The sequence below is a fragment of the Magnetospirillum sp. WYHS-4 genome, assembly GCA_039908345.1.
GTDB lineage: Bacteria > Pseudomonadota > Alphaproteobacteria > Rhodospirillales > GLO-3 > JAMOBD01.
The window spans coordinates 17943-39782 of the sequence record JAMOBD010000037.1 but is presented as its reverse complement, the minus strand read 5'-3'; the positions used below and the strand labels follow the sequence as shown (position 1 = coordinate 39782).

Here is a 21840-nt window from a genome sequence, read left to right as displayed (position 1 = left end):
GGCGGAAAATGAAACACGACGTAAGGGATGAGGGCAAGGCGGTCGTGGTGGCCTTCCAGGGGGACGTGGACCTGGAAAGCTCCCGCGAGGCGCGCAAGGTCCTCTTGGAAGCGGCGGGACGCAAGAAGGCCCTGCTGGTCGATCTGTCGGGGGTTTCCTACATCGACAGTTCGGGCGTGGCGTCCCTGGTGGAGGCCCTGCAGACCGCCAAGAAGAACGGTCAGGCCCTGGCCCTGGTGGCGGTCAGCGAGGCCGCTCTCCGGGTGCTCAGGCTGGCCCGGCTGGACAAGATATTCGTCATCCACCCCACCGTGGCCGAGGGCCTGAACCTGGTTCCCTGACATGTCCGCCCCCGATGACAAGCCGCCCAGCGCCGCCGTCCGCTTCACCGAGAAGGTGGGGCGCAACGTCGTCGTGGCCGTCGAGGAAATCGGCAACTGCGGGGTCCTGCTGGGCGAAAGCCTGTTCTGGATGCTGCTGGGCCCCAAGTACCGCCAGCCGGTGCGCATGGTGTCCATCGTCGCCCAGATGATGGAAATCGGCATTCGGGCGGTGCCCATCATCGCCCTGCTGGCCGCCACCATCGGCGTCATGCTGGCCATCCAGGGCATCCACACGCTCCGGCTGTTCGGCGCCGAATCGCGCGTCACCATCGGCATCGCGTTGTCCATCACCCGCGAGTTCGCCCCCCTTATCACCGGCATCCTGGTGGCCGGCCGGTCGGGCTCGGCGCTGGCCGCCCGCCTGGGCACCATGAAAATCAACCAGGAAGTGGACGCCCTGCACGTCATGGGCATCAACCCGGTCCGCTTCCTGGTCGCCCCCGCCCTGTTCGCCATGATCGTCATGGTGCCGGCGCTGACCTTCTTCAGCGACCTGGTGGGACTCTATGCCGCCGGGCTCTACGTGGGCTTCGATCTGGGCATCAGCATGGCCGCCTACATCGACCAGGTGCGCGAAATACTCAACAACGACCACTTGGCGCACGGCCTGGGCAAGAGCCTGATCTTCGCCGTCCTGATCGCCGTCATCGCGGTGGTCAACGGCGCCTCGGTCTCGGGCGGCGCGGAAGGAGTCGGCAAGGTGACAACCCGCGCCGTGGTGCAGTCCATCTCGGCCATCGTGGTCACCGACATGATCTTCGCTTTCGTGGTGACCCGCTGATGAATGCCCCGGCGACCGCTTCCGGCCGTACCAAGGTGATCGAGGTCGACGACCTGGTCACCCACTATGGTCCCCGCCTGATCCTCAAGGGCATCACCATGGATGTCCGCGACGGCGAGATCATGGTCATCATGGGCGGCTCGGGTTCGGGCAAGAGCACCCTGCTCCGCCATCTGCTGGGCCTGGAACGCCCGACAACGGGGGCCATTCGCATCCTGGGCCAGGACATCACCAAGCTGACCATGAAGGAGATGTTCGCGCTCCGCCGGCGTTTCGGCGTCGCCTTCCAGGGCGGCGCCCTGTTCAGTTCGATGACCGTCGGCCAGAACATCATGCTGCCTTTGGTCGAGCATACCGACCTTGATCCCATGACCATGGAGATCATGGCCCGCATGAAGCTGGAGGTGGTCAACCTGGCCGGCTTCGAGAACCTGATGCCGTCCGAACTGTCGGGCGGCATGATAAAACGCGCCGCCGTGGCCCGCGCCATTGTCATGGACCCGCAGATCCTGTTCATGGACGAGCCGTCGGCAGGCCTGGACCCGGTGGTATCGGCGTCCCTGGACGACCTGATCCTGCGTCTGCGCGACGCCATGGGCATGGCCATCGTGGTGGTGACCCACGAACTGGAAAGCGCTTTCAAGATCGCCGACCGCATCACCGTCCTGGACAAGGGCAACATCCTGTTCGTCGGCACCGTCGAGGAAGTGCGCAACCATCCCAGCGAGCGCATCCAGAATCTGCTGAACCGACGCACCGAGGAAGACAACGTCGATCCCGAGGAATACCTGCGCCGGCTGATGGGGGAAGAAACCATGGGGAGGGCCAGGCTGTGAAAAGCAACAAGATCAATTACCTGCTGGTGGGCAGCTTCGTACTGGTCATGGTGGCGGCGCTGATTTTCGTTACCGCGGTGCTGTCGGGACGGACGGGAACGGCGGATGCCTACTACGCCATCTACAAGAACGTCACCGGCGTCAAGTTCGGCACCCAGGTGCTCTATGAAGGCTATCCCATCGGCCAAGTGGAAAAGATCACGCCGATGGCGGAAAAGGGCGGCATGCGCTTCCGGGTCGACCTGACGGTCAACCAGGGCTGGATGATCCCGGAAGACAGCGTGGCCAGCATCCGCGCGCCGGGCCTGCTGTCGGCCATCACCATCGCCATCGACGCGGGCAAGAGCGAAAGGCCGCTCACTCCCGGCGCCCAGATCAAGGGCCAGGATGCCGCCAACCTCTTCTCCGTGATGTCCAACGTGGCCTCCGACCTGGGCAGCCTGGCGGATACCCATCTGCGCCCCCTTCTGATCACCTTGGACCGCACGGTTGCGGTCTTCGGCAACCTCCTGGAGAAAGACGGCGAGCGCTTGGTCGGCGAGATCATCTCCCTGATCCAGGATATCAACAAGCGGGTGCCCAAGGTGGCGGAGGACATCGAGATCTTCAGCGGCGAGATGAGCAAGGCCAGCAAGGAATTGAGCGCCTTCCTCTCGCCGGCCAACCGCAAGGCGATGGAAGACATGATCGGCAACCTGGATGCCGCGTCCAAGGATTTGCACGGCGTTTCCGGCAAGGCCAACGCCCTGCTCGACAACTCCAACAAGCTGGTGACCGATACCGACGGCGTGGTGGTCAAGAACCGCGAGAAGATCGAGGCCTCGGTCAACGACATGCGCCATGTGCTCGGATCGTTGTCCCGCCACATCGACTCGATCAACCAGAATCTGGAAGGCACGGCGCGGAACATGTATGAATTCAGCCGGGAAATCCGCCAGAACCCGGGCCGCCTGCTGGGCGGTTCGAGTCCGAAGGACGAAGCGACGGAGGGGACCAGACGATGAGCAAGCTGAAGCCGATCATCCTCGCGCTGGGATTGTCGCTGGCCGTTGCTGCCTGCGGCGGCGGCGGCGGCCCGGTGCCGCAGAACACCTTTTATCGTCTTCAGGTGGCGGCGCCCGCCGCGTCCGGGGCGGCCGCGATCCTGCCGGGCATCCTGGAAGTGGACCGCTTCGTCGTCGAGGGCCTGACCGCCGGCCGGGCGATCGTCTATAGCGATAGCGCCAAGCCCCAGGAATTGCACGAGTACCACTACCACCTTTGGACCGAGCCCCCGGCCACCATGCTGCGGGACGAACTGGTCAACTTCCTGCGTGCCGGCAAGGCCGCCGCCCAGGTGGTCACCCCCGAGGTGCGGGTATCGCCCGACTACATGGTGCGCGGCCGCATCCTGCGCCTGGAGCGGGTCGTCGGAGGAACCCCTGGGGCCCTGGTGGAACTGGAGATGTCGGCCCGCAAGATCCGCGGCGACGAGTTGCTGCTGCTCAAGACCTACAAGGCCCAGGTGGTGCCTTCCGGCGACGCGGTGGGCGAGGTGGCGACCGCCTTCGGCAAGGCCCTGACCGACGTCTATGGCCGCTTCCTGGGCGACCTGGCCGCCGCGAAAAGGTGAGCCGCACCTTCGAGGCGACCGTCGAGGCCCTGGGCAGCCAGGGCGACGGCTTGGCACGGGCGGCGGACGGCACCCGCCTCTATATTCCCTTGGCCCTGCCCGGCGAACGGGTGCGGGTACGCATCCGCGACAAGCGCGGCGACGGCCTGCTGGCCGAAATGGAAGAGTTGCTCGAACCCGCACCCACCCGGGTCGCACCCTTCTGTCCCCTTTTCGGAAGCTGCGGCGGCTGCGCCTTGCAGCATGCCGATGCGGCCAGCCATGCGGCCTGGAAGGTGCAACAGGTCACCGAGGCCTTAGCCCATCGCGGTATCGAAGCCACCGTCGCGGCGCCGGTCATGGTGCCGCCCGGCCGGCGGCGACGCGCGACCTTCAGCGTCATGCGGCTCCAGGCCGGGGTCGTGCTGGGATTCAGCGAGCGGCTCGGGCGTCGGGTGGTGGATGTGCGCCGCTGCCCTTTGCTGCTGCCCGCCCTCGACGACCGCCTGCCGGCCTTGCGCGAGGCCCTGGCCGGCGTCTTGCGCCAAGGAGAGCGGGGCACCTTGCGCCTCACCCTGGCGGCGGAAGGACTGGACTTGGTGCTCGGCCTGGCCCGCCGCCCTGGCCCGGAGGAAGGCCTGCGGCTGGCTGCTCTGGAAGGGGTGGGGCGGGTTTCCTGGCAGAAGTCGGAAGCCGAGCCCGCCGAGTTGCTGGCCCAGCGCCGGCGCCTGCACATCACCCTGTCCGGCATCGCCGTGGAACTGCCGCCGGGCGGCTTCCTCCAGCCCAGCGCCGAAGGCGAAGCGGTCCTGGTCGGCTTGGTGCGCGAGGCCCTGGGCCGACCCAAGCGGGTTCTCGATCTTTACGCCGGCCTCGGAACCTTCGGCCTGGCTCTGGCGGGCGACGGGCTTTCCGTCCAGGCGGAAGAAGGCAACGCGGCGGCCGTCGACGCCCTGCGGCAGGCGGCAGGCCGGGCCGGCCTGGGCGGCCGCCTGGCGGCCGAGGTCCGCGACCTGGACCGTCGGCCCCTGGCTGATGCCGAACTCAAAGCCTTCGATGCCGCGATCTTCGATCCACCCCGTGCCGGCGCCCGCTTCCAGGCCGCCGCCCTGGCGCGGAGCCCTTCGATCCGGCGCATCGCCGCGGTGTCCTGCAATCCCGCCACCCTGGCCCGCGATCTGCGCCTGCTGGTCGACGGCGGCTTTCGGCTCCTCAAGGTGGTCCCCGTCGACCAGTTCCCCTACGCCGCCCACGTCGAGGCCGTGGCCATTCTTGCCCGCTGACCGGCAGAATTTGCCGGGCAGAAATTACCGCGGGCAGCGGAACGCTTTCGTTAACCTGTTGACGCTACACTATTTCCCGTGAGTTGCCGGACGATTTCCCGCTGGCACGGTTCCTGAAAGGGTAAGGGCAGGACCCGAAGGAGAGGAGGCCCACCATGAAGACCCCCGCCAAGATCGCCCTCTGGGACGTTCCCCCGCTTTACCGGCGCCGCCCCGACCAGCCGACCTGGCCGACCACGGTGGTCTGGCAGGTCGTCCCGGCATCCGAGCGCCGCTACCGCGTCGTCCCCGCCGCCCCCGGCTGGACGGAAGTCGTTTAGTCCGGCGTCATACCAGTTCGAGGAGCGCCCTGACCGCATTGTCCGCGCCGTCGGCGATCTGGCCGATAGTGGAATCCAGCATATAGCAGGGCGTCGTGACCAGCTTCAGGCGCCGGTCCACCACCACCTCGCCATGGCCGGCGATCTTGTGGCGGCCGCCCATGGCGACGATGGCTTCGGCCGTGGCGGCGTCGTGGCCGATGGTCACCTCCGCCCCTTCCAGCACTCGGGCCATCAAGGCCGGCGCGATGCAGAGCGCGGCGATCGGCTTGCCGGCCGTCACGGCCCCGCGGACGACCCGGACCACTTCGGGATCGACTTCACAGCCCGCACCGTCGAAGGCCAGGCCGCACAGGTTCTTGGCGACGCCGAAGCCACCGGGAAACAGCAGGGCATCGACCTTGCCGGGGTCCAGATCGCTTAGCGGCTTGATGTCGCCGCGTGCGATGCGGGCCGATTCCGCCAGAACGTTGCGCTTGCCGGTCTCCGGCTGGCCGGTCCGGTGATCGACCACCTGGGCCTGGTCGATGTCGGGAGCATAGCATCGGTAGGCAGCCCCCCGGCGATCCAGGGCCAGCAGACTGAGCACCGCTTCATGGATCTCGGCCCCGTCGAACACGCCGCAGCCGGACAGGACCACCGCCACCAGAGGTTTGCGTTCGGCCATGGTCGGCCTACATGTCTAGCGCGCGCTTGTAGAGTTCCATGATCTCCTCCTGCTCCTTGCGGTCGGCATGGTCGAGCTTCCGCAGGCGGACGATCTGGCGCACGACCTTGATATCGAAGCCTGCTCCCTTGGCTTCCGCGTAGACGTCGCGGATGTCCGCTGCAAGGGCGGCTTTCTCCTCTTCCAGTCGCTCGATCCGTTCGATGATGGTACGCAGGCGATCCGCCGCGATTCCCCCGACATCGGTCATGGCTAGGCCTCCCTTCGACAACCGGCGTATGAACCGGCGGCGGGCACCATAATCGGCTTTTCCGCGGATTTGCAAGGGATTCGCGCCGCAGGACGAAAGCAAGGGTTGCGGGATCGCGCGGGATTGCGCAACATCGCAGCCGAGAATGGGAGAATCATTTGGCGCCATACAATCTCGAACGGGTTTCGATCCTGTTGGTCGAGGATAACCGGTACGTCCGGAACATCATCCAGGACTTGTTGCGCCATTTCCGTTTCGGCCGTGTTTCGGTCTGCTCCAACGGGGAGGAAGCCATCGACTTCCTCAAATCCATGGGATCTGCGGCCATGCCGGGCGGAACGGCGGCACTCGACATCGTGATTTCAGACTTGGTGATGTCGCCGATCAACGGCCTGCTGTTGCTGCGCTGGCTGCGTTCGGCCAAGGAATCTCCCAACCGCTTCCTGCCCTTCATCATGCTGTCGGGAGCTGCCGACCGGGAATATGTGAATGCCTGCCGCGACCTGGGCGGCACCGAGTTCCTGGCTAAGCCCTTTGCCGTCGAGACGGTCTACCGGCACATTCTTGAGGTCATCGACTATCCGCGCCAGTTCGTCGCGACCCAGCACTATTTCGGGCCCGACCGACGGCGTCGCGTCCTGCCTCCGTCCGATGGCCATGAGCGGCGCATCGCCCGCGAGGAAGACGCCGTCGTCGTCTATTCCTCGGAGAGGGTGGTGAAGCCGCAGGAAACAGCCGATGTCTGGTTCTTCCGGCTGCCCAACCGCCTCAAGGAGAAAGCCGGCGGCCTGGGCAAGGGAGGAGGGGAACCCGGCGACATCCCCCTGGACCTTCTCAGAGAGGCGGAGGCCATGCTAGACCGGGCCGCCCTGGATTTTGCCCAATGGGCCACCACCTATTTGGCGAAGCTGTCGGACCTCTGCACCGACGCCGTGATGAAGCCCGGGCGCCGCGACAGCTATTTCCGCGAGATCAATCTGCTGGCCCACGAACTGCGCGGCCAGGGCGGGACCTTCGGCTATCCGTTGGTCAGCATGTTCGGCAAGATGCTCTACGACCTGACCGGCGAGAACTGCCGCGAGGACGACAATGCCGTCGAGATCGTCAAGGCGCACATCGACGCCATGCGGGCGGTGCTCCGCGAGAAGATTGCGGGCGATGGCGGCAAGATCGGCCGCGACCTGCTGGTCTCGCTCAACCAGGCCCTCGACAAGTATTCGGTAGTCCGCTGAAATCGACGTGCATATCCTCCAGGATTCCCGCCAGAAGGTCCGCCCAGCGGTCGATACCCGCCTTCGATTCCAGATGATCCTGGCGAATTTCAACCGTCCCATGCGGCAGGCCAGCGGGGACCGCGTGCCGGTCGATGGTATAGGCGACGCCGCGGCCGGAATAGGGCTCGTTGTCGCCGACCGTCAGCCCCGCTGCACACAGCCGGGCCATCAGGGGCGCCGCCAAGCGCAGATCCCGGTTCCACAACACGCCCGCGTCCCAGGGCCGGACCACCCCGCCCAGGCTAGGCGTGAAGCTATGGACGGAAAGCAGCCAGGGGACCGTGCCCGCTTCCCGGAAAAGCCCGAGGCGGGCGGCAACGGCCCGGTGGTAGGGTTCGTGGATGGCGGCGAGGCGAAGGGCCCGCTGGCGGACGCTCAAGTGCCGGTTGCCGGGGATGGGGACGCCGTCGCTGATCGCGGGGATGCAGGTCGGATCGGCCGGGTCCCGGTTGCAGTCGACCACCAGGCGCGAATAGGCGGACAGGACCCGCGGGGCTTGAAGTCGGAGAGCCATGCGACGCACGACCGCCGCCGCACCGATGTCGTAGCCGATGTGCCGGGAGAATTCGGCTTCCGCCAAACCCAGATCGCCGAGGGCCAAAGGCACACGGTTTCCCGCGTGATCGGCGATCAGGAGGAATGGGCGGGGTACGCCGTCAGGTTCGCCGGTTTCAACCGCCGGGGGATCGTCCGGACCGATCAGCACCGCTTCCATTGCCGGTCCGAACGATGGATTCGCGGTCATTCGGCGATCTTCCTCGGCAGGCTGGGCCGCGACAGTACGAACCAAGCCCCATAGGCGATGAACAGGGCCATGCCCCCTACCGCCGGCCAGGGCGCCCCGGAAAACCCCACCACGTAGACGAGGCTGACCGCCATCGCGCCCACCGACAGGAACTTGACGCGGAGAGGAATGACGCCGTGCTGTTCCCAACGCTGCAACGGAGGGCCCAGTTGGGGATGGTGGTAGAGCCAGGCGTGGAAACGCCCGGAACTGCGTGCGAAGGCCCAAAGGGCGATGAGCAGGAACGGTGTCGTCGGCAAAACCGGGAGGAACGCCCCCACGACTCCGAGGACGACGAAGGACCATCCGAGCACGATCAGCAGATATCGCTTGGTGGCGGCCGCGAGCATGGGCGAGACGATCCGGACTTCAGGCTTCTTCCTGAAGATAGGGCGCCGGCCCGCGGCAGGCCAGTCCTGTTTTCTTCCGTCCGATCAGATCGCGGCCGGCGCCGGCTGCGCCTCGGCCTCAGGCTCCTCGATCGGCGCGGCCTGCAAGGCGGCCAGACTGAGGAAAGGCTTGAGGATCAGGAAATGGACGGCCAGCCCGATCACCAGGGCAGGCGGCTCCGGGTCCCGGCCAACATCTCCCGAAGCGCCCCGCATTCGCTATCCGGCGCCGAATCTTCCGATTGTTGTTCCATATGCTGGGTGATCGTCATCGACATGGCATCCCCGCCCTTTCATGCTCAAAGTCTAGCGTGGCGGAAGACGAACCACACCATACGACAGCAGTTCTCATTATGGCGTCGAGCGGCGGTTTCTGGGGTTGCTGGAAAAGGAGGGGGTTGGCTTCCGTCGATCAAGCGGTCTGTGGCGGTGGGACTCCGGTTCGGATGGAGCGGAAGAGACTGGCCCACGAGGGGAAGACGAGATAGGCGGTGATGGTGTGGATATGCTCGAAGAGCCGGGTTCGGGCGCCGAGTTCTTGTTTGGCCTCGCGCTAGAGCATTTTCCACTCAATCGCGATCATAACCGAAGATGGTCGTGAAAAGACAACCTTGTCAGACAGGAGGCCTCGCCGCCTCCGCCACTCCCCTACCGCGAAGCGGTTTCGTTCAATCCCCTGCGATTCCTGCTGAGCGGAAAATGCTCTAGGCCTGTCGTTACCGGGTTGTCTGGCCGGATTTTCAACCTGCGGCCGCGGCCTGCGGGGGCGCGAGCCAGGGCGGCTGATGAAGTTGCCGTCCGTGGAGATACTTGCGCAGGGCTTCGCCGAGGATGCGCAGCCAGATTTGCGGCTTCGTCATCTTGCTGGAGCGCCTGGCCGCAGGCGGCGGACTGAAGGGCGCCCTGGTGACCATCGACGCCATCGCCCCCGCCGAGGCCGCCGGATGGAACGTCGATTACCTCGCCTCAATCCTCGGATTCACGCCTCATTACCCTGGATTCGTTGCCCTCCTCGCCGTCGGAAAGGTCCGGAATCTCCGGACTTTCGTCGGTCTGGACACGATAGCCCTCGCTTAACCAGCGACCCAGGTCGATGTCGGCGCAACGCTTCGAGCAGAAGGGTTTGAACGCTACGTCGACCGGCTTGCCGCAAAGCGGACACTTCCGGGGCTTCAGCGAAACGACTTTCGCAGGGGTGTCCGTCATGGCGCAACCAGGATGTGGAATGTATCGGCGGGAAAGTCGGCACGCGCTTCCAAGACCACCGGGTGGCCAAAGCGATTCCCCGTTTCCGGCAGGGCGGCAAGAGCGGATGGTGCGGCCAGCAAGCGAAGGGTGCCGCCCGGCCGTGCCCGCGCCTCGCGCTCCAGGGCGGCCAGGATGTCGGCGGCGATCCGGTCGGGGGAAGGGATTCTCCCCGCCCCGCCGCAGGCAGCGCAGGGAACGGTGAGCAGCCGGGAGAGAGACTCGCCCGACTTGGTCCGGACCATTTCCACCAGTCCGAGAGCCGTGAAGCCTCGCACCTGGACGCCGGCCGGATCGGTTGCCACGGCCTCGCGGAGAGCGGTCAGCACTTTGCGGCGCCCTTCATCCCGCTTCATGCGCAGGAAGTCGACCACCAGGGAACCGGCCAGGTTGCGCAGCCGGATCTGGCGGGCGACCTCCGCGGCGGCCTCCCGGTTCACCGCCAGATGGGATGCCTCGCGTCCGCCCCCCGCGCCCGGACCGGCATTGACGTCGATGGCGACCAGGGCGGCCGTTTCCTCGATCGCCAGGCTGCCGCCCGATGGCAAGGGGACGTAAGGAACCAACGCCGCCGCGACGGCATCTTCCAACTCTTCGCCGAAGGCTTCCTCGCTCAAGGCGGCTTCGGGGAAATCGAGCCGCAGGCGTTCCGCCAGCGAAGGCGCGGGGCGCAAGCACAGGGGCGGCCGCAGGCCGGTAGCATCGCCGGGAACCTGGGCCAGCTTGGCCCCCTTTTCCCCTTCCGGGTCGCGGACCACGCGGACCGCCAGGGCGTCTCCCTCCGACAGGCCGTCGCTCAGAGGCAGGAAGCCGTCTCGCTCCAGCCCGATGTCGACGAACGCCGCCTGCAAGCCCTTCGCCACCTTGCGCAGCCGGCCCAGGTAGACGGCGCCCACCCGGCTCTCGCGGCCTGGCCGTTCGACGCGCAATTCAACCAGACGCTCCCCGTCCAGCAGGGCGGCGCGACCCAGGCCGGGACGGGAGTCGATCAGGATGCGGTCGATGGCCACCGGTAGCCGAGCCCCCTCAGCAGAGCGGCCGTTTCGAACAACGGCAAGCCGACGACGTTGGAATAGGACCCCACGATGCCCCGCACGAACAGAGCGGCCCGGCCCTGGATGCCATAGGCCCCAGCCTTGTCGCGCCACTCGCCGGAGGCCAGGTAGGCATCGATCTCCTCGCCCGACAGGCGCTTGAAGGCGACGGCCGTGACGACCATGCGCGAATGCACCTTGCCGTCGGGGCCGACGATGGCCACGCCACCGTAGACCCGGTGGCGGCGGCCCGACAGCAGATCGAGAAAGCGCCGGGCCTCCGCCTCGGTTTCCGCCTTGCCGAGGATGCGCCGGCCGCAGGCCACCACAGTGTCGGCTCCCAGCAGATAGGCCCCGGGAAAGCCGTCGGCCACGGCGCGTGCCTTCGCTTCCGCCAGCCGCTGGGCGTGGCGGCGCGGCAACTCGCGCGGACGAACGCTTTCGTCCACGCGGGAGGGTTGGATGGCGTCGGGGACGATGCCCACCTGGGCCAGCAGCTCCACCCGCCGGGGCGAGGCCGACGCGAGCACCAGGCGCGACATGTTACTTGTAGCGGAAGGTGATGCGGCCCTTGGTCAGATCGTAGGGCGTCATCTCGACGTTGACGCGGTCGCCGGCCAGGACGCGAATACGGAACTTGCGCATCTTGCCGGCGGTATGGGCCAGGATTTCGTGGTTGTTGTCCAGCTTCACCCGGAACATGGCATTGGGCAGAAGCTCGGTGACCGTCCCGGTAAATTCCAGGACTTCCTCTTTCGCCATCTAAAGAAACCTCTTTGTTGAGCCGCGGGCGGCTGAGACATTGGCCCCGCAGCCTTCGAAAATCAAGCCCCTTGGGACGCAGGCCCCATGGAATCGAAGCGGTCGCGGATTCTTTGCAACAACTGGTCACGCACGCGCCGATAGGCATCCAGCCGTACCTCGCGGCTGCCTTCGATCACGGAAGGATCGAAAGTGTTCCAGAATTCCAGGTCGCAGGCCATGATGCGGGTCATCTCCACCGCCTTGTGCTGGGCCTGTGGCGACAGCGAGACCACCAGATCGAAATAGGCGTCCTGGAGGTCGTCGAAGGTTTTGGGCTGGTGGTCGGCGATGTCGATGCCGATTTCGCGCATGACCGCCACCGCGAATCCGTCGTGCTGCCCGGCGTGGACGCCCGCCGAATCCACATAGATGCGACCGCCGTAAAGGTGTTTGAACAGGCCTTCGGCCATTGGCGAGCGAATGGCGTTCTGGGTGCAGGCGAACAGGACTGCTGTCGGTGCCATGGTCAAGACCGGATATGCATGACGCAAATCAACGTGAACAGCCGCCGGGCCGTCACCGTATCGATGGCGATCCTGGGAGCCAAGCGGTCGCGCAGCATCTCCGCGCCTTCGTTGTGCAGTCCGCGCCGGCCCATGTCGATGGCTTCGATGCGCGATGGGGTCGCATCGCCGATCGCTTTGTAATAGCTGTCGCAGACCATGAAATAATCTTTGATGATGCCGCGCAACGGTGCCAGGGACAAAGGAAAGGCGAACAGCGGTGTCTCGCTTTCGTCGCGGACGTCGAACAGCAGCCGCCCCTCGGCCAGACCCAGGTGGAGGACGAAGGGCCCCGACACCCCGTCGACGGGCTGGAAGGAATTCTCGTCAAGCAGGTCCTGGATGGCGATCCGGCGCTCGTGCTCGACGCGCGGGCTGAAGCGCACGACGCCGTGGGCGTCCAGGGTGAGGCGGGACAGGCGCTGGTCGGGCGCCACGATGACCTACCGGGGCAGGTTGAGGCGGATGGAGACCGACAGGGCGTGGGCATCCAGTCCTTCCGCCTTGGCCAAGGCCACCGCCGCCGGGCCGATGGCGTTCAGTCCTTCCACCCCGGCCCCGATGATCGATGACCGTTTGAGGAAGTCCAGCACTCCCAGGGGGGAAGAGAAGCGCGCCGTGCGTGCCGTCGGCAGAACGTGGTTCGGTCCGGCCACGTAGTCTCCCAAGGCCTCCGGCGTATGGCGCCCCAGAAAGATCGCCCCGGCGTTGCGGATGCGCCGCGCCAGGGCATCCGGGTCCGCGCAGGCCAGTTCCAGATGCTCGGGCGCCAGGCGGTCGACCAGGGGAATCGCCTGGTCCAGGCGTTCCACCAGGATGACGCAGCCGTAGTCGTCCCAGCTCTTCCGGGCGATGGCGGCCCGTGGCAGGGTCTTCAGGTGGCTTTCGACGGCTTCTTCCACCGCGAGGGCGAAGGCCGCGTCATCGGCAATCAGGATGGATTGGGCGGCGGTGTCGTGTTCGGCCTGGGACAGCAGGTCGGCGGCGATCCAGGCCGGATCGTTTGCGCCGTCGGCCACCACCAGGATTTCCGACGGTCCGGCGATCATGTCGATGCCCACGATACCGAAGACTTGGCGCTTGGCTGCCGCCACATAGGCATTGCCGGGACCGACGATCTTGTCCACCGGACGGATGGTCGCCGTCCCATAGGCCAGCGCCGCCACCGCCTGGGCGCCGCCGACCCGGTAGATCTCGTCCACGCCGGCCACCCGGGCCGCCGCCAGAACCAAAGGATTGAGCCTGCCGTCCGGCGAGGGCACCACCATCACCAGGCGTTCCACCCCGGCGACCTTGGCCGGCAGGGCGTTCATCAACACCGATGAGGGATAGGCCGCCGTGCCGCCGGGAACATAGAGCCCCGCCGCGCCCACCGCCGTCCAGCGATAGCCGAGGCGGATGCCGGCGGCATCGACGTAGTCCTGGTCCTCGGGTATCTGGCGCCGGTGGTAGTCGGCGATGCGTTCCGCCGCCACCTTCAGGGCCGCCAGGGTCTCGGGCGCGCAGGCAGCGGTCGCGGCTTCCATCTGGGCGACGGTCACCCGCAGGGTTTCCGCGGTCAGGTCAAGGCGGTCGAATTTTTTCGTATAGGCCAGCAGGGCCGCGTCACCGTCGCGCCGCACCTCGTCCAGAATGGCCGCGACGACGGCGTTGACGTCGGCCTCGGCCTCCCGCTTGGCGGACATGAGGGCGGCGAAAGATGCCTCGAAGCCCTGGTCGCGGATATCAAGACGCTGCGGCATGGACGGCCTCCCGGAACCTCTCGATCCAATGGTCGATCTCGGTGGGCCGGGTCTTCCACGCGGTGCGGTTGACCGCGAGACGCGACGAGATGTCGGCGATATGCTCGATTTCCACCAGACCGTTGGCCTTCAGGGTGGCGCCCGACGATACCAAGTCGACGATGCGGCGGCAAAGCCCCAGCTTGGGCGCCAGTTCCATGGCTCCGTTCAGCTTGATGCATTCGGCCTGTACGCCCCGCCGGGCGAAGTGGCGGCGCGTGATCTCGGGATACTTGGTGGCGACGCGCACGTGGCTCCAGGTCGCCGGATCGTCGCCGGCCACCATCTCCTCGGGCTCGGCCACCGCCATGCGGCACCTGCCGATCCCCAGGTCGAGGGGCGCGTAGATTTCAGGGAAATCGAATTCCATCAGCACGTCGCTGCCCGCGATCCCGAGTTGCGCGGCACCGAAGGCCACGAAGTTGGCCACGTCGAAGCTGCGCACGCGGATCAGGTCGATCTCGGGCCGGCTGGTGGCGAAGCGCAACTGCCTTGCGTCCTTGTCGGCGAAGGCGGCTTCGGGTTCGATGCCGGCGGCCTTCAGGATGGGCATCACTTCCTTGAGGATGCGGCCCTTGGGCAGCGCCAGGATCAGCTTGTCGGTCGTGGTGTCGGTCATGGGGCGGGATTAATGGCACGTTTCGTCCAGGCCGACCAGGGGGGTATCTTATCCCTTCGTCAATCGGTCCACGGCCGTCCCCAGATCCAGACCGACGGGCACGATGGCTTGCTCTTCCAGGAACCGCCGTTCGTTGCGGGTGAGATCGGCTTCGGGAAGCACGGCGTAATGGGGCCCGGATGAGCGCTTCATGATCTGGCGGGCATAGGTGCGCAGCATCTGGTCGTAGAAGCGGCAGCCGAGAAACAGGAACCCCCTCCCGGCCCGGCGGGCCTGCACCTCGGGCGGAATCGGCGTCTGGATGTCCAGTTCGGTCAGGGCTTCCACATAGTCCGAATCGGAAACCAGGAAGCTGCCGCCCGGCCGGACGCAGCCGTGCGGCTTGTAGACCAGGGTCTGCCAGCCCGGCGCATCGGCGGACTGGCACTCGCGTCCGGCGCAGTCGAAGTATTTGGCCCAGATGTCGAGGTTCTCCCCCGCCCGCGTCACGCCCTGGACCAGGCCCCAATTCCTTCGCCCGGCAAAGGCGGCCGGCAGGGTATCGTCGTACCAGACGTCGACCACCAGGGGCAGCCACTTCAACTCGGCGAGCCACCGGTGCAAGGCTGTGGGGGGGAGAGCGGGACCGAAGGTCTCGGACATCAATCGGGTAAGCGTAATTCTGTGGCGGTTGGATTCGATATATTGCGCCACCGACCAGACGTTCCCGCGGATGCGTGCCGGGACCGAGATCTTGGCGGCGAGGCGGGCCGCCAGTTCGCGAGGCGCGGTCGGCACCGGCGCGGCGCCCGCGAGGGTCAGCAGGTCGGGCCCCAGGTAGGGAATGAGCCGGCCTTCGGCAACCAGGCGGCCAATGGTTTCCATGGCGTCCTCAGTCATCTTCGCCGCGCTTGCGGGCGGTGACCGTGATAGGCAGGCGGGGTTCTTCGCTCATGGCCGGCAGGTCGAGCACCCAGCCGTTGGCCAGCTTGATCCAGCCGCCCCAGAGGCCGGGCTTTTCCTGTTCGACGACGGCTTCTTCCAGGTCCTTCTTCGGTACATAGGCCGACAGGATGCCGTCCGCCTTGCGAATCATCACCTTCATGGCTTGCCCTCCAGAGATTCCAGTTCGGCGGCGCGCATGCCGACGATGCGTCCCGTTCCGATGAATTCCACGGCATAGACATGGAACTGCTGCAGGAAGGTGCCGATGTCGCGCACATAGCCTTCCTCGCCCTTCCGTACCAAGACCTCACCGATCTCGGCGCCGGCGAAGGTCCCGTCGTTCTTGACGTTCTTCCGCGAGCGCACCTTTTGTCCGAAGTCGAAGACAGGATCGGAGAAGATGTCGACGTCCGGTTCACGGGGCATGAGCGCCCTCCTCGGCCAGGCGGCGCTGGACCAGGTCGCGCACCGCGTCGACCTCGTCCTCCGCCAGGGACACCAAGCAACTCACATCGATGCGTTCGGCCACGGCATAACGCACCCGGCAATCGCCGTCGCCCAGCATGGGCTCCAGGTCGGCCACCGGCAGGCGACGGGCGACTTCGATGCGCACCATGGGATCGGGGTCATGGGCCAGGTAGCGGAGCAGGCGCTCGCCGGCCCGCCTTGCCACCTCCCGCCGGACGATGGGTTCCGGGTCGGTGGCCCCGAGCGCGATGGATTCCTCGGGCAGGCGGCGGATGGCGACGACGCGCACGTAGTAGTCCTCGTCGTCCAGCATGGGCCTGAGTTCGGGACCCGACAGGCGGCTGGCCACCGCCAGGCGCACCGAGGGGTCGGGATCACGGCGCAGCGTAAGGATCTGGCCGACCGGCAGGCGTTGCGCCACCACGGTTCGCACTCCCGGATCGGGATCGTCCAGCAGGCCGCGGATGCGGAAGATGCTGGCGTGGCGGGCGGCCACGGCGCGCAGTTCGAAATAGGGATGGTCCAGGTAGCCGTCGGCCACGTCGGAGTTGGCGGCGAAGAAATGATCGATTGCCGAGGGCCGGCGGTTGCGCACGCAGGCCGTGGCCGGCCGGCAGCGACCTTCCGTCCGCCGGCCGGCATGGGGACAGGCCGCGCAATCCACGGACCCGCCCCGCCAGTCGAGGATGTCTTCGTCGCGGCCCATGGCGGTTCAGGCGGGCACGCAGGTGTCGGGCACCGGACAGACGGCGGCGCACTGGGGCGCATCGAACTTGCCGTCGCATTCGGTGCACTTGCCGGCATCGATGACGAAGATGTCGCCCTTCATCTTGATGGCGTTGTTGGGGCATTCGAATTCGCAGCCGCCGCAGGCGGTGCAGTTTTCGGCGACGATGGTGTAGGCCATGGGTCTTCTCCTTCGGTCAGGCGCAAAGGGCCGCTTTCCGGACGCCGGACGAGGCGGCGTACCAGGCGGCGGCGGCGGTTTCGATGTAGTCCTGGGCATAGGCATCGACGACCGCGATGCCGGCTTCGGCCAGGCGATCCTTGGGACAGCCTCCGACCTTGGCGCAGAGCACGGCGTCGACACCCGCCAAGGCTTCGACGATGGCTTCCAGATTGTCGTCCTCGCCCCAGCCGCCCCGGCAGTAATTGTCCGCCCGCCGCAGGCCGGAGAACCGCACGCCCCGGCCGTCCACCTCGTAGACCTGGAACTCGGTGGCGTGGCCGAAGTGCTGGTTGACCCGCCCGCCTCCCTTCGTGCAGACGGCGACCAGGCGGACGGGGGTCACGGGCGTCGTTTCCCGCAGGCCTTCGGTGGCGGCGGCCACGGCGGCGGCGCGGTCGGCCCGTTCGGCCTCGACCACGCTGCGGTAGGCCCGGCGGGCGGAGGGATCGACATCGATGGTCGCCGGCAGGGAAGCCAGATCGAATTCATGACCGCGATCCTCGCCCAGCAGGCCGACGGCGTCGGCCCGGCACTGGCGGCAGTGGCGCATCAGCTTGGCGCCTCCGCCCAGATCGTCCTGTAGCGCCTTCAGTTCCGTCGGCGTCGGGCCGCGCTGGCCGGCCAGCCCGAAATAGGTGCCGTGCGCCGGATCGGAGATCAGCGGCATGACGTTATGCAGGAAGGCGCCGCGCTTCTTGACCTCGGCATTGACCTCTGTCAGGTGGGCGTCGTTGACGCCGGGGATCATGACCGAGTTGACCTTGACCAGGATGCCGCGGGAGGCCAGCATCTCGAGGCCCAGCATCTGGCGCTCATGCAGGATTTTCGAGGCGTCGCGCCCGCTCCATCGACGGCGGTCGAAGTAGACCCAGGGATAGATTGCTTCTCCCACCCGAGGATCGACCATGTTGATGGTGATTGTCACATGGTCGACGTTCAAGGCGGCGATGGCTTCCACGTGCTCGGGCAGCGCCAGGCCGTTGGTCGAGAGACAAAGCTTGATGTCGGGAAGTTTCTCGGAGACCAGACGGAAGGTCTCGAAGGTCCGGTGATGGTCGTGCAGCGCATCCCCCGGCCCGGCGATGCCAAGCACCGAGAGTTGGGGCACCCGGTTGGCGACGGCGATCACCTTGCGCAGGGCCTGTTCGGGAGTCAGCCGTTCGCTGACCACGCCGGGACGGCTTTCGTTGGCGCAATCGAACTTGCGATTGCAGTAGTTGCACTGGATGTTGCATCCGGGGGCCACGGCCACATGCATGCGGGCGAAGAAGTGGTGGGCCTCCTCCGAATAGCAGGGATGATCCTTGACCTTGGCCCAGACTTCGGGCGGCAGGTCGCCGGACGCCTGGCTCGACCCGCAGGCGGAGGAGCGGCACCCACCCTGGCCCCTGGGGGCGGGGGCGGGCCGCAGATCGGCGAGGGCTACGAAAGCGGTCATTGGCGCCTCCTTGCGTGGCGGGGTCTCGCCTTCCCCTTCGCAAGGTCGGTGCCAACTCCGGAGCCCTCGAATTTCCGCGGATTCCGGCCGCAAGCGCCTGTCGACTGTTGGACAGGCTGTCGCGATCGCGACACTACAATTGCTTGACCTCGACGCCGTACTTCTTGAGGGCGTAGCCGATCTGGCGCGGGGTCAGGCCGAGCATCCGGGCCGCCTTGGCCTGTACCCAGCCGGCCGTTTCCATGGCCTGGATCAGCCGGTCGCGAGGCGACAGGGCGGCCCGATCGGGTTCCCGCGCCATGGGGGGAGCGCTGGGCAGGGGGCAGGAGGCCAAGGCCTCGCCAAACGCGGGGGCCGGTCCCAGGCCGCCCACCGGACGGGCGTCGGCGGGCCGGTGCTTCCACAGCGCAGAGGACAGACACTGGCCGCGTTGGCAGGCCATGTCGGAAGCGCGGATGACCTCCGCCTTGGCCATGGTGGCGACCCGGCTCACGCAGTTTTCCAATTCGCGGACGTTGCCGGGGAAGTAGCAATGCTGGAGCACCGCCAGGGCCTCGTCGGACAGGCGCAGGTCGCGCTTGTTTTCCTTGTTGAAGCGGGTGAGGAAGCAGCCGGCCAGCTTGGAGATGTCCTCGGGGCGGTCGCGCAGCGGCGGAACGAGGACCGGCACTACCGAGATGCGGTAGTAGAGATCGGCGCGGAAGGTGCCGTTGGCCACCGCTTCCTCCAGGTTCTTGTTGGTGGCCGAGATCAGGCGCACGTCGACCTTGATGGTCTTGTTGCCCCCGACCCGTTCGAACTCGCCTTCCTGCAACACGCGCAGCAGCTTGGCCTGGAAGGCCGGAGATATCTCGCCGATCTCGTCCAGGAACAGGGTGCCGCCGTCGGCCAGTTCGAACCGGCCCTTGCGCTCGTGACTGGCGCCCGTGAAGGCGCCCTTCTCATGGCCGAAAAGTTCCGATTCCAGCAGGTTTTCCGGCAGGGCGGCGCAATTGACCTCGACGAAGGCCGCCTTGGCCCGCTGACTGGCCTGGTGGATGGCGCGGGCGATCAGTTCCTTGCCGGTGCCGCTTTCTCCGCGAATCAACACCGTCGAGCGGGTCTGCGCCACTTGGCGGACCTGCGACAGCACCTCCTGCATCACCCGGCTCTGGCCGACGATGGAACCGGCGAGGCATCCCCCCTGTTCGTCCCTGGTTTCGTGGCGGCGGTGGTCGAGGGCCTTCTGCAGACGGGACTGTTCGATCAGCAGGCGTTCGCGGTCGGTGGCGATGTTCTGGCGCAGCCGTGCCGTCTGGCCGATCAGGTTGGCGATCATGGCGAGGAAGCGGACGTCGAATTCGAAATGGACGTCGCCCTCGTCGTCCCAGTCGCGTTCGATGGTCAGCACGCCAATGGGCTTGTCGGCCGCCTTGATGGGCACGCCGATGAAGGCCACCGGTTGGTCCGGCCGGCTCTTGGCGCCGCCGAAGAAACCGGCGAACATGGGGTCGCCCGCCATGTCGGCGACCACGTGGGGGATGTTGGCGGTCATGATGGCATCGACCACCGCCTTGGGCAGGCGGGCCTCGCCGCGTTCCAGTGCCTGGGGCGTCATGCCCGCGGCGGCGATCACCACCGGCTGGGCGCCCGCGTCCTTGTCCACCAGGGCCACCATGCCCCGGCGCATCAGCATGTAGGACGACAGCAGGTTGAGCACGTCGCGCAACGTGCTTTCCAGGTTCAGCGACGAACTCAGAATCTTGCTGGCTTCGTAGATTCCGTTGAGGGCAAGGGCGTTGGCCCGGGCATGATCGACGCGCATTGGCGGCCTCCGTCTTCGGGTTGGCACGATCCGGCGGGCCGCCACGGTCTCCCCCCGTCACGCTCTTGCCGGCGCCTAGCGGGAGGCTCGTCGGATGGGGCCACCATAGCCCCCCGGATTGTCGGATTCAAGACATTTGCACAAATGATAAGCAAATGTGCGTGTGCCTAAAAATTAGCCTTCGTCGCCGCCGTTTGCGAAGGAGGCGTCTTCGGTTACCATCGCGCCAAGCGAAAGATTGGGAGCCGCGCCATGACCGCCGAACGCCTGAACGCCGAATTCGCCATCGCCGGCCGCCTTTGGGTGGTCGATGGGAAGGGGGGGCTGCCCATGATCGAGATCGAGGCCTGCGGATCACGGGCGTCGATCTCCATCCATGCCGGACAGGTGCTGTCCTTCCGACCGGCCGGCCAGGACGAGGACCTGCTGTTTCTCAGCGACAAGGCCTATTACGCCGCGGGCAAGGCGATCAAGGGCGGCGCGCCCGTCTGCTGGCCCTGGTTCGGCCCCGATCCCGAGGGCAAAGGCCGTCCGGGGCATGGCTTCGTGCGCAACCGGCCCTGGACCCTGCGGAGCACCCAGACCCTGGCTGATGGCCGCATCCGGGTCCGCCTGGGCCTCTGCGACACCGAGGAGACCCGCGCCCTCTGGCCCCAGGCTTTCGATCTGGAACTGGCCGCCACGGTCGGCGAGGCCCTGGAAATCGCCCTGGTCACCCGCAACAAGGGGGCGGAGCCCTTTTCCTTATCCCAAGGCCTGCATACCTATTTCCGGATCGGCGACATCGGAAGCACCGAAGTCCTGGGCCTGGAAGGGCGGGGCTACATCGATAAGATGGACGGCGGAAGCGAGAAGCTGCAACGGGGCCCGGTGACAATCGTCGGCGAGACCGACCGCATCTATACCGGCGTGGCGGGAGACTTGGCGATCCGCGATACGGCTCTCGGCCGCACCATCCGCATCGCGTCGTCGGGTAGCGCCAGTGCCGTGGTCTGGAATCCGTGGATCGCCACCGCCGCTTCCATGGCCGACTTGAACGACGACGACTGGAAGGTCATGCTCTGCGTCGAAACCACCAATGCAGGACCGGATGTCATCCAGGTCCCGGCCGGCGGCGAACATCGATTGACCGCCACCTATTCCATTGCGGACTAGAGATGGACGGCATGCACGACAATACATCCATAGAGAGATAGTCTCCGGAGAATTCCTCTCGGGATAACGCATTTGTGAGCCAAGAGACGGCGGGCGACGTGCTACCCTTCGGCTGGGTCTGGAGTTTCGGCGGACGTCCGGGGAGGGACCAATGCCGCGTACCGTTTTCATCGTCGAAGATACGCGCAGCCACGCCATCCTGTTCGACAACCTGCTGCGGGCCCGAGGCCACAACGTCGTCCATGGGGAAGGGGGATGGGAAACCATCGCCGCGATCCGCGACACCCGCCCCCATCTGGTGCTGATGGACATCAAGCTGCCGATGGTCTCGGGGCTCGACCTGGTCAAGGCCCTGAAGGATGACGGGGAGCTTAAGGGTATCCCCGTCATCGCGGTCACGGCCCATGCCATGGAGGCCGATCGTGTCCGCTGCCTGGCCGCGGGCTTCGACGATTACGTCGCCAAGCCCATCGACGCCCTCAACTTCCTGAACCGGGTCGACCTGATATTGTCCGGCATCGACAGCCTGGGGTGATGCCGGACCGGTCGTGCTATGCT

31 protein-coding genes are annotated in these 21840 nt (G+C 66.5%); 11 read left to right on the top strand and 20 right to left on the bottom strand.

The genetic code is table 11. From position 1 onward, the window contains the following. Positions 1 to 8 precede the first annotated feature (8 nt). The 7 genes from H7841_11555 to H7841_11525 all read left to right on the top strand — a co-directional run bounded on the left by H7841_11555 (position 9) and on the right by H7841_11525 (position 5194). On the top strand, positions 9 to 341 hold the full coding sequence (locus tag H7841_11555) for an STAS domain-containing protein (GenBank protein MEO5337514.1): 333 nt from the start codon (positions 9 to 11) through the stop codon (positions 339 to 341). A 1-nt stretch (position 342) separates the two neighbouring features. Beyond that, positions 343 to 1164 carry an ABC transporter permease gene (locus H7841_11550; GenBank protein ID MEO5337513.1) on the top strand — a complete coding sequence of 274 codons (822 nt, stop codon included), beginning with the start codon at positions 343 to 345 and terminating at the stop codon, positions 1162 to 1164. Continuing rightward, positions 1164 to 2000, top strand: a complete 837-nt coding sequence (locus H7841_11545; protein ID MEO5337512.1) for an ABC transporter ATP-binding protein — start codon at positions 1164 to 1166, stop codon at positions 1998 to 2000. Before H7841_11550 ends, H7841_11545 begins: the two co-directional genes overlap by 1 nt. Further along, on the top strand, positions 1997 to 3004 hold the full coding sequence (locus tag H7841_11540; GenBank protein MEO5337511.1) for an MlaD family protein: 1008 nt from the start codon (positions 1997 to 1999) through the stop codon (positions 3002 to 3004). Before H7841_11545 ends, H7841_11540 begins: the two co-directional genes overlap by 4 nt. Further along, positions 3001 to 3612, top strand: coding sequence for a PqiC family protein (locus tag H7841_11535; protein MEO5337510.1), 612 nt, complete (start codon positions 3001 to 3003; stop codon positions 3610 to 3612). Before H7841_11540 ends, H7841_11535 begins: the two co-directional genes overlap by 4 nt. Then, positions 3609 to 4874 (top strand): class I SAM-dependent RNA methyltransferase, encoded by a 1266-nt coding sequence (locus tag H7841_11530; GenBank protein MEO5337509.1) that lies wholly within the window; start codon positions 3609 to 3611, stop codon positions 4872 to 4874. Before H7841_11535 ends, H7841_11530 begins: the two co-directional genes overlap by 4 nt. Positions 4875 to 5029: 155 nt before the next feature. Continuing rightward, positions 5030 to 5194 (top strand): hypothetical protein, encoded by a 165-nt coding sequence (locus tag H7841_11525; GenBank protein MEO5337508.1) that lies wholly within the window; start codon positions 5030 to 5032, stop codon positions 5192 to 5194. Between the two features lie 7 nt (positions 5195 to 5201). Here H7841_11525 and elbB read toward each other — a convergent pair whose 3' ends face one another. After that, positions 5202 to 5861, bottom strand: a complete 660-nt coding sequence (elbB, locus tag H7841_11520) for an isoprenoid biosynthesis glyoxalase ElbB (protein MEO5337507.1) — start codon at positions 5859 to 5861, stop codon at positions 5202 to 5204. 7 nt (positions 5862 to 5868) lie between these two features. Continuing rightward, positions 5869 to 6111, bottom strand: coding sequence for a DUF2312 domain-containing protein (locus H7841_11515; protein MEO5337506.1), 243 nt, complete (start codon positions 6109 to 6111; stop codon positions 5869 to 5871). Between the two features lie 158 nt (positions 6112 to 6269). On the opposite strand from H7841_11515, the gene H7841_11510 reads away from it, so the two are divergent. Continuing rightward, positions 6270 to 7343, top strand: coding sequence for a response regulator (locus tag H7841_11510; GenBank protein MEO5337505.1), 1074 nt, complete (start codon positions 6270 to 6272; stop codon positions 7341 to 7343). Here the strand turns inward: H7841_11510 and H7841_11505 are convergent. From H7841_11505 to H7841_11495, 3 genes are all read right to left on the bottom strand, one after another. Next, positions 7306 to 8130 (bottom strand): N-formylglutamate amidohydrolase, encoded by an 825-nt coding sequence (locus tag H7841_11505; GenBank protein ID MEO5337504.1) that lies wholly within the window; start codon positions 8128 to 8130, stop codon positions 7306 to 7308. The genes H7841_11510 and H7841_11505 overlap by 38 nt on opposite strands. Then, the gene (locus H7841_11500) at positions 8127 to 8519 is read right to left on the bottom strand and encodes a YbaN family protein (protein MEO5337503.1); all 393 of its coding nucleotides are present in this window, start codon (positions 8517 to 8519) and stop codon (positions 8127 to 8129) included. The genes H7841_11505 and H7841_11500 overlap by 4 nt, the downstream gene beginning before the upstream one ends. Positions 8520 to 8603: 84 nt before the next feature. Then, the gene (locus H7841_11495) at positions 8604 to 8774 is read right to left on the bottom strand and encodes a hypothetical protein (protein ID MEO5337502.1); all 171 of its coding nucleotides are present in this window, start codon (positions 8772 to 8774) and stop codon (positions 8604 to 8606) included. Between the two features lie 615 nt (positions 8775 to 9389). Between H7841_11495 and H7841_11490 the strand changes: the two genes are divergently transcribed. After that, a complete protein-coding gene (locus H7841_11490; protein ID MEO5337501.1) occupies positions 9390 to 9635 on the top strand; it encodes a hypothetical protein in 246 nt (81 codons plus the stop codon). Here H7841_11490 and yacG read toward each other — a convergent pair. The 15 genes from yacG to nifA form a co-directional block, all read right to left on the bottom strand. Then, positions 9525 to 9764: a DNA gyrase inhibitor YacG gene (yacG, locus tag H7841_11485; protein ID MEO5337500.1), complete on the bottom strand. Its 240-nt coding sequence runs from the start codon at positions 9762 to 9764 to the stop codon at positions 9525 to 9527. The genes H7841_11490 and yacG overlap by 111 nt on opposite strands. Next, positions 9761 to 10813: a ribonuclease E/G gene (locus tag H7841_11480; GenBank protein ID MEO5337499.1), complete on the bottom strand. Its 1053-nt coding sequence runs from the start codon at positions 10811 to 10813 to the stop codon at positions 9761 to 9763. Before H7841_11480 ends, yacG begins: the two co-directional genes overlap by 4 nt. Then, positions 10792 to 11379: a Maf family protein gene (locus H7841_11475; protein MEO5337498.1), complete on the bottom strand. Its 588-nt coding sequence runs from the start codon at positions 11377 to 11379 to the stop codon at positions 10792 to 10794. The genes H7841_11480 and H7841_11475 overlap by 22 nt, the downstream gene beginning before the upstream one ends. A 1-nt stretch (position 11380) precedes the next feature. Next, positions 11381 to 11599: a translation initiation factor IF-1 gene (gene infA / locus H7841_11470; GenBank protein ID MEO5337497.1), complete on the bottom strand. Its 219-nt coding sequence runs from the start codon at positions 11597 to 11599 to the stop codon at positions 11381 to 11383. A 62-nt stretch (positions 11600 to 11661) separates the two neighbouring features. Next, entirely contained in the window at positions 11662 to 12105 is a 444-nt protein-coding gene (locus H7841_11465; GenBank protein ID MEO5337496.1) for an arsenate reductase ArsC, read from the bottom strand. A 2-nt stretch (positions 12106 to 12107) separates the two neighbouring features. Beyond that, on the bottom strand, positions 12108 to 12581 hold the full coding sequence (locus tag H7841_11460; GenBank protein ID MEO5337495.1) for a UPF0262 family protein: 474 nt from the start codon (positions 12579 to 12581) through the stop codon (positions 12108 to 12110). 6 nt (positions 12582 to 12587) lie between these two features. Then, positions 12588 to 13886 carry a histidinol dehydrogenase gene (gene hisD, locus H7841_11455; GenBank protein MEO5337494.1) on the bottom strand — a complete coding sequence of 433 codons (1299 nt, stop codon included), beginning with the start codon at positions 13884 to 13886 and terminating at the stop codon, positions 12588 to 12590. Continuing rightward, positions 13870 to 14544 (bottom strand): ATP phosphoribosyltransferase, encoded by a 675-nt coding sequence (gene hisG / locus H7841_11450; GenBank protein MEO5337493.1) that lies wholly within the window; start codon positions 14542 to 14544, stop codon positions 13870 to 13872. Before hisG ends, hisD begins: the two co-directional genes overlap by 17 nt. Positions 14545 to 14592: 48 nt before the next feature. Further along, positions 14593 to 15423, bottom strand: a complete 831-nt coding sequence (locus H7841_11445; protein ID MEO5337492.1) for an SIR2 family protein — start codon at positions 15421 to 15423, stop codon at positions 14593 to 14595. Next, the gene (gene nifT, locus H7841_11440) at positions 15416 to 15628 is read right to left on the bottom strand and encodes a putative nitrogen fixation protein NifT (protein MEO5337491.1); all 213 of its coding nucleotides are present in this window, start codon (positions 15626 to 15628) and stop codon (positions 15416 to 15418) included. Before nifT ends, H7841_11445 begins: the two co-directional genes overlap by 8 nt. Further along, on the bottom strand, positions 15625 to 15894 hold the full coding sequence (locus H7841_11435; GenBank protein MEO5337490.1) for a nitrogen fixation protein NifZ: 270 nt from the start codon (positions 15892 to 15894) through the stop codon (positions 15625 to 15627). Before H7841_11435 ends, nifT begins: the two co-directional genes overlap by 4 nt. Continuing rightward, positions 15884 to 16642, bottom strand: coding sequence for a hypothetical protein (locus H7841_11430; GenBank protein MEO5337489.1), 759 nt, complete (start codon positions 16640 to 16642; stop codon positions 15884 to 15886). The genes H7841_11435 and H7841_11430 overlap by 11 nt, the downstream gene beginning before the upstream one ends. 6 nt (positions 16643 to 16648) lie before the next feature. Then, positions 16649 to 16843, bottom strand: a complete 195-nt coding sequence (locus H7841_11425; protein MEO5337488.1) for a 4Fe-4S binding protein — start codon at positions 16841 to 16843, stop codon at positions 16649 to 16651. A gap of 16 nt (positions 16844 to 16859) precedes the next feature. Then, positions 16860 to 18323, bottom strand: a complete 1464-nt coding sequence (gene nifB / locus H7841_11420) for a nitrogenase cofactor biosynthesis protein NifB (GenBank protein ID MEO5337487.1) — start codon at positions 18321 to 18323, stop codon at positions 16860 to 16862. Positions 18324 to 18456: 133 nt separating this feature from the next. After that, on the bottom strand, positions 18457 to 20127 hold the full coding sequence (gene nifA, locus H7841_11415; GenBank protein MEO5337486.1) for a nif-specific transcriptional activator NifA: 1671 nt from the start codon (positions 20125 to 20127) through the stop codon (positions 18457 to 18459). A gap of 252 nt (positions 20128 to 20379) precedes the next feature. Here nifA and H7841_11410 point away from each other — a divergent pair, with 252 nt between their 5' ends. Both H7841_11410 and H7841_11405 read left to right on the top strand, forming a co-directional pair. After that, positions 20380 to 21282, top strand: coding sequence for a D-hexose-6-phosphate mutarotase (locus tag H7841_11410; GenBank protein ID MEO5337485.1), 903 nt, complete (start codon positions 20380 to 20382; stop codon positions 21280 to 21282). Positions 21283 to 21433: 151 nt separating this feature from the next. After that, positions 21434 to 21817: a response regulator gene (locus H7841_11405; GenBank protein ID MEO5337484.1), complete on the top strand. Its 384-nt coding sequence runs from the start codon at positions 21434 to 21436 to the stop codon at positions 21815 to 21817. The last annotated feature ends 23 nt before the right edge of the window (positions 21818 to 21840 follow it).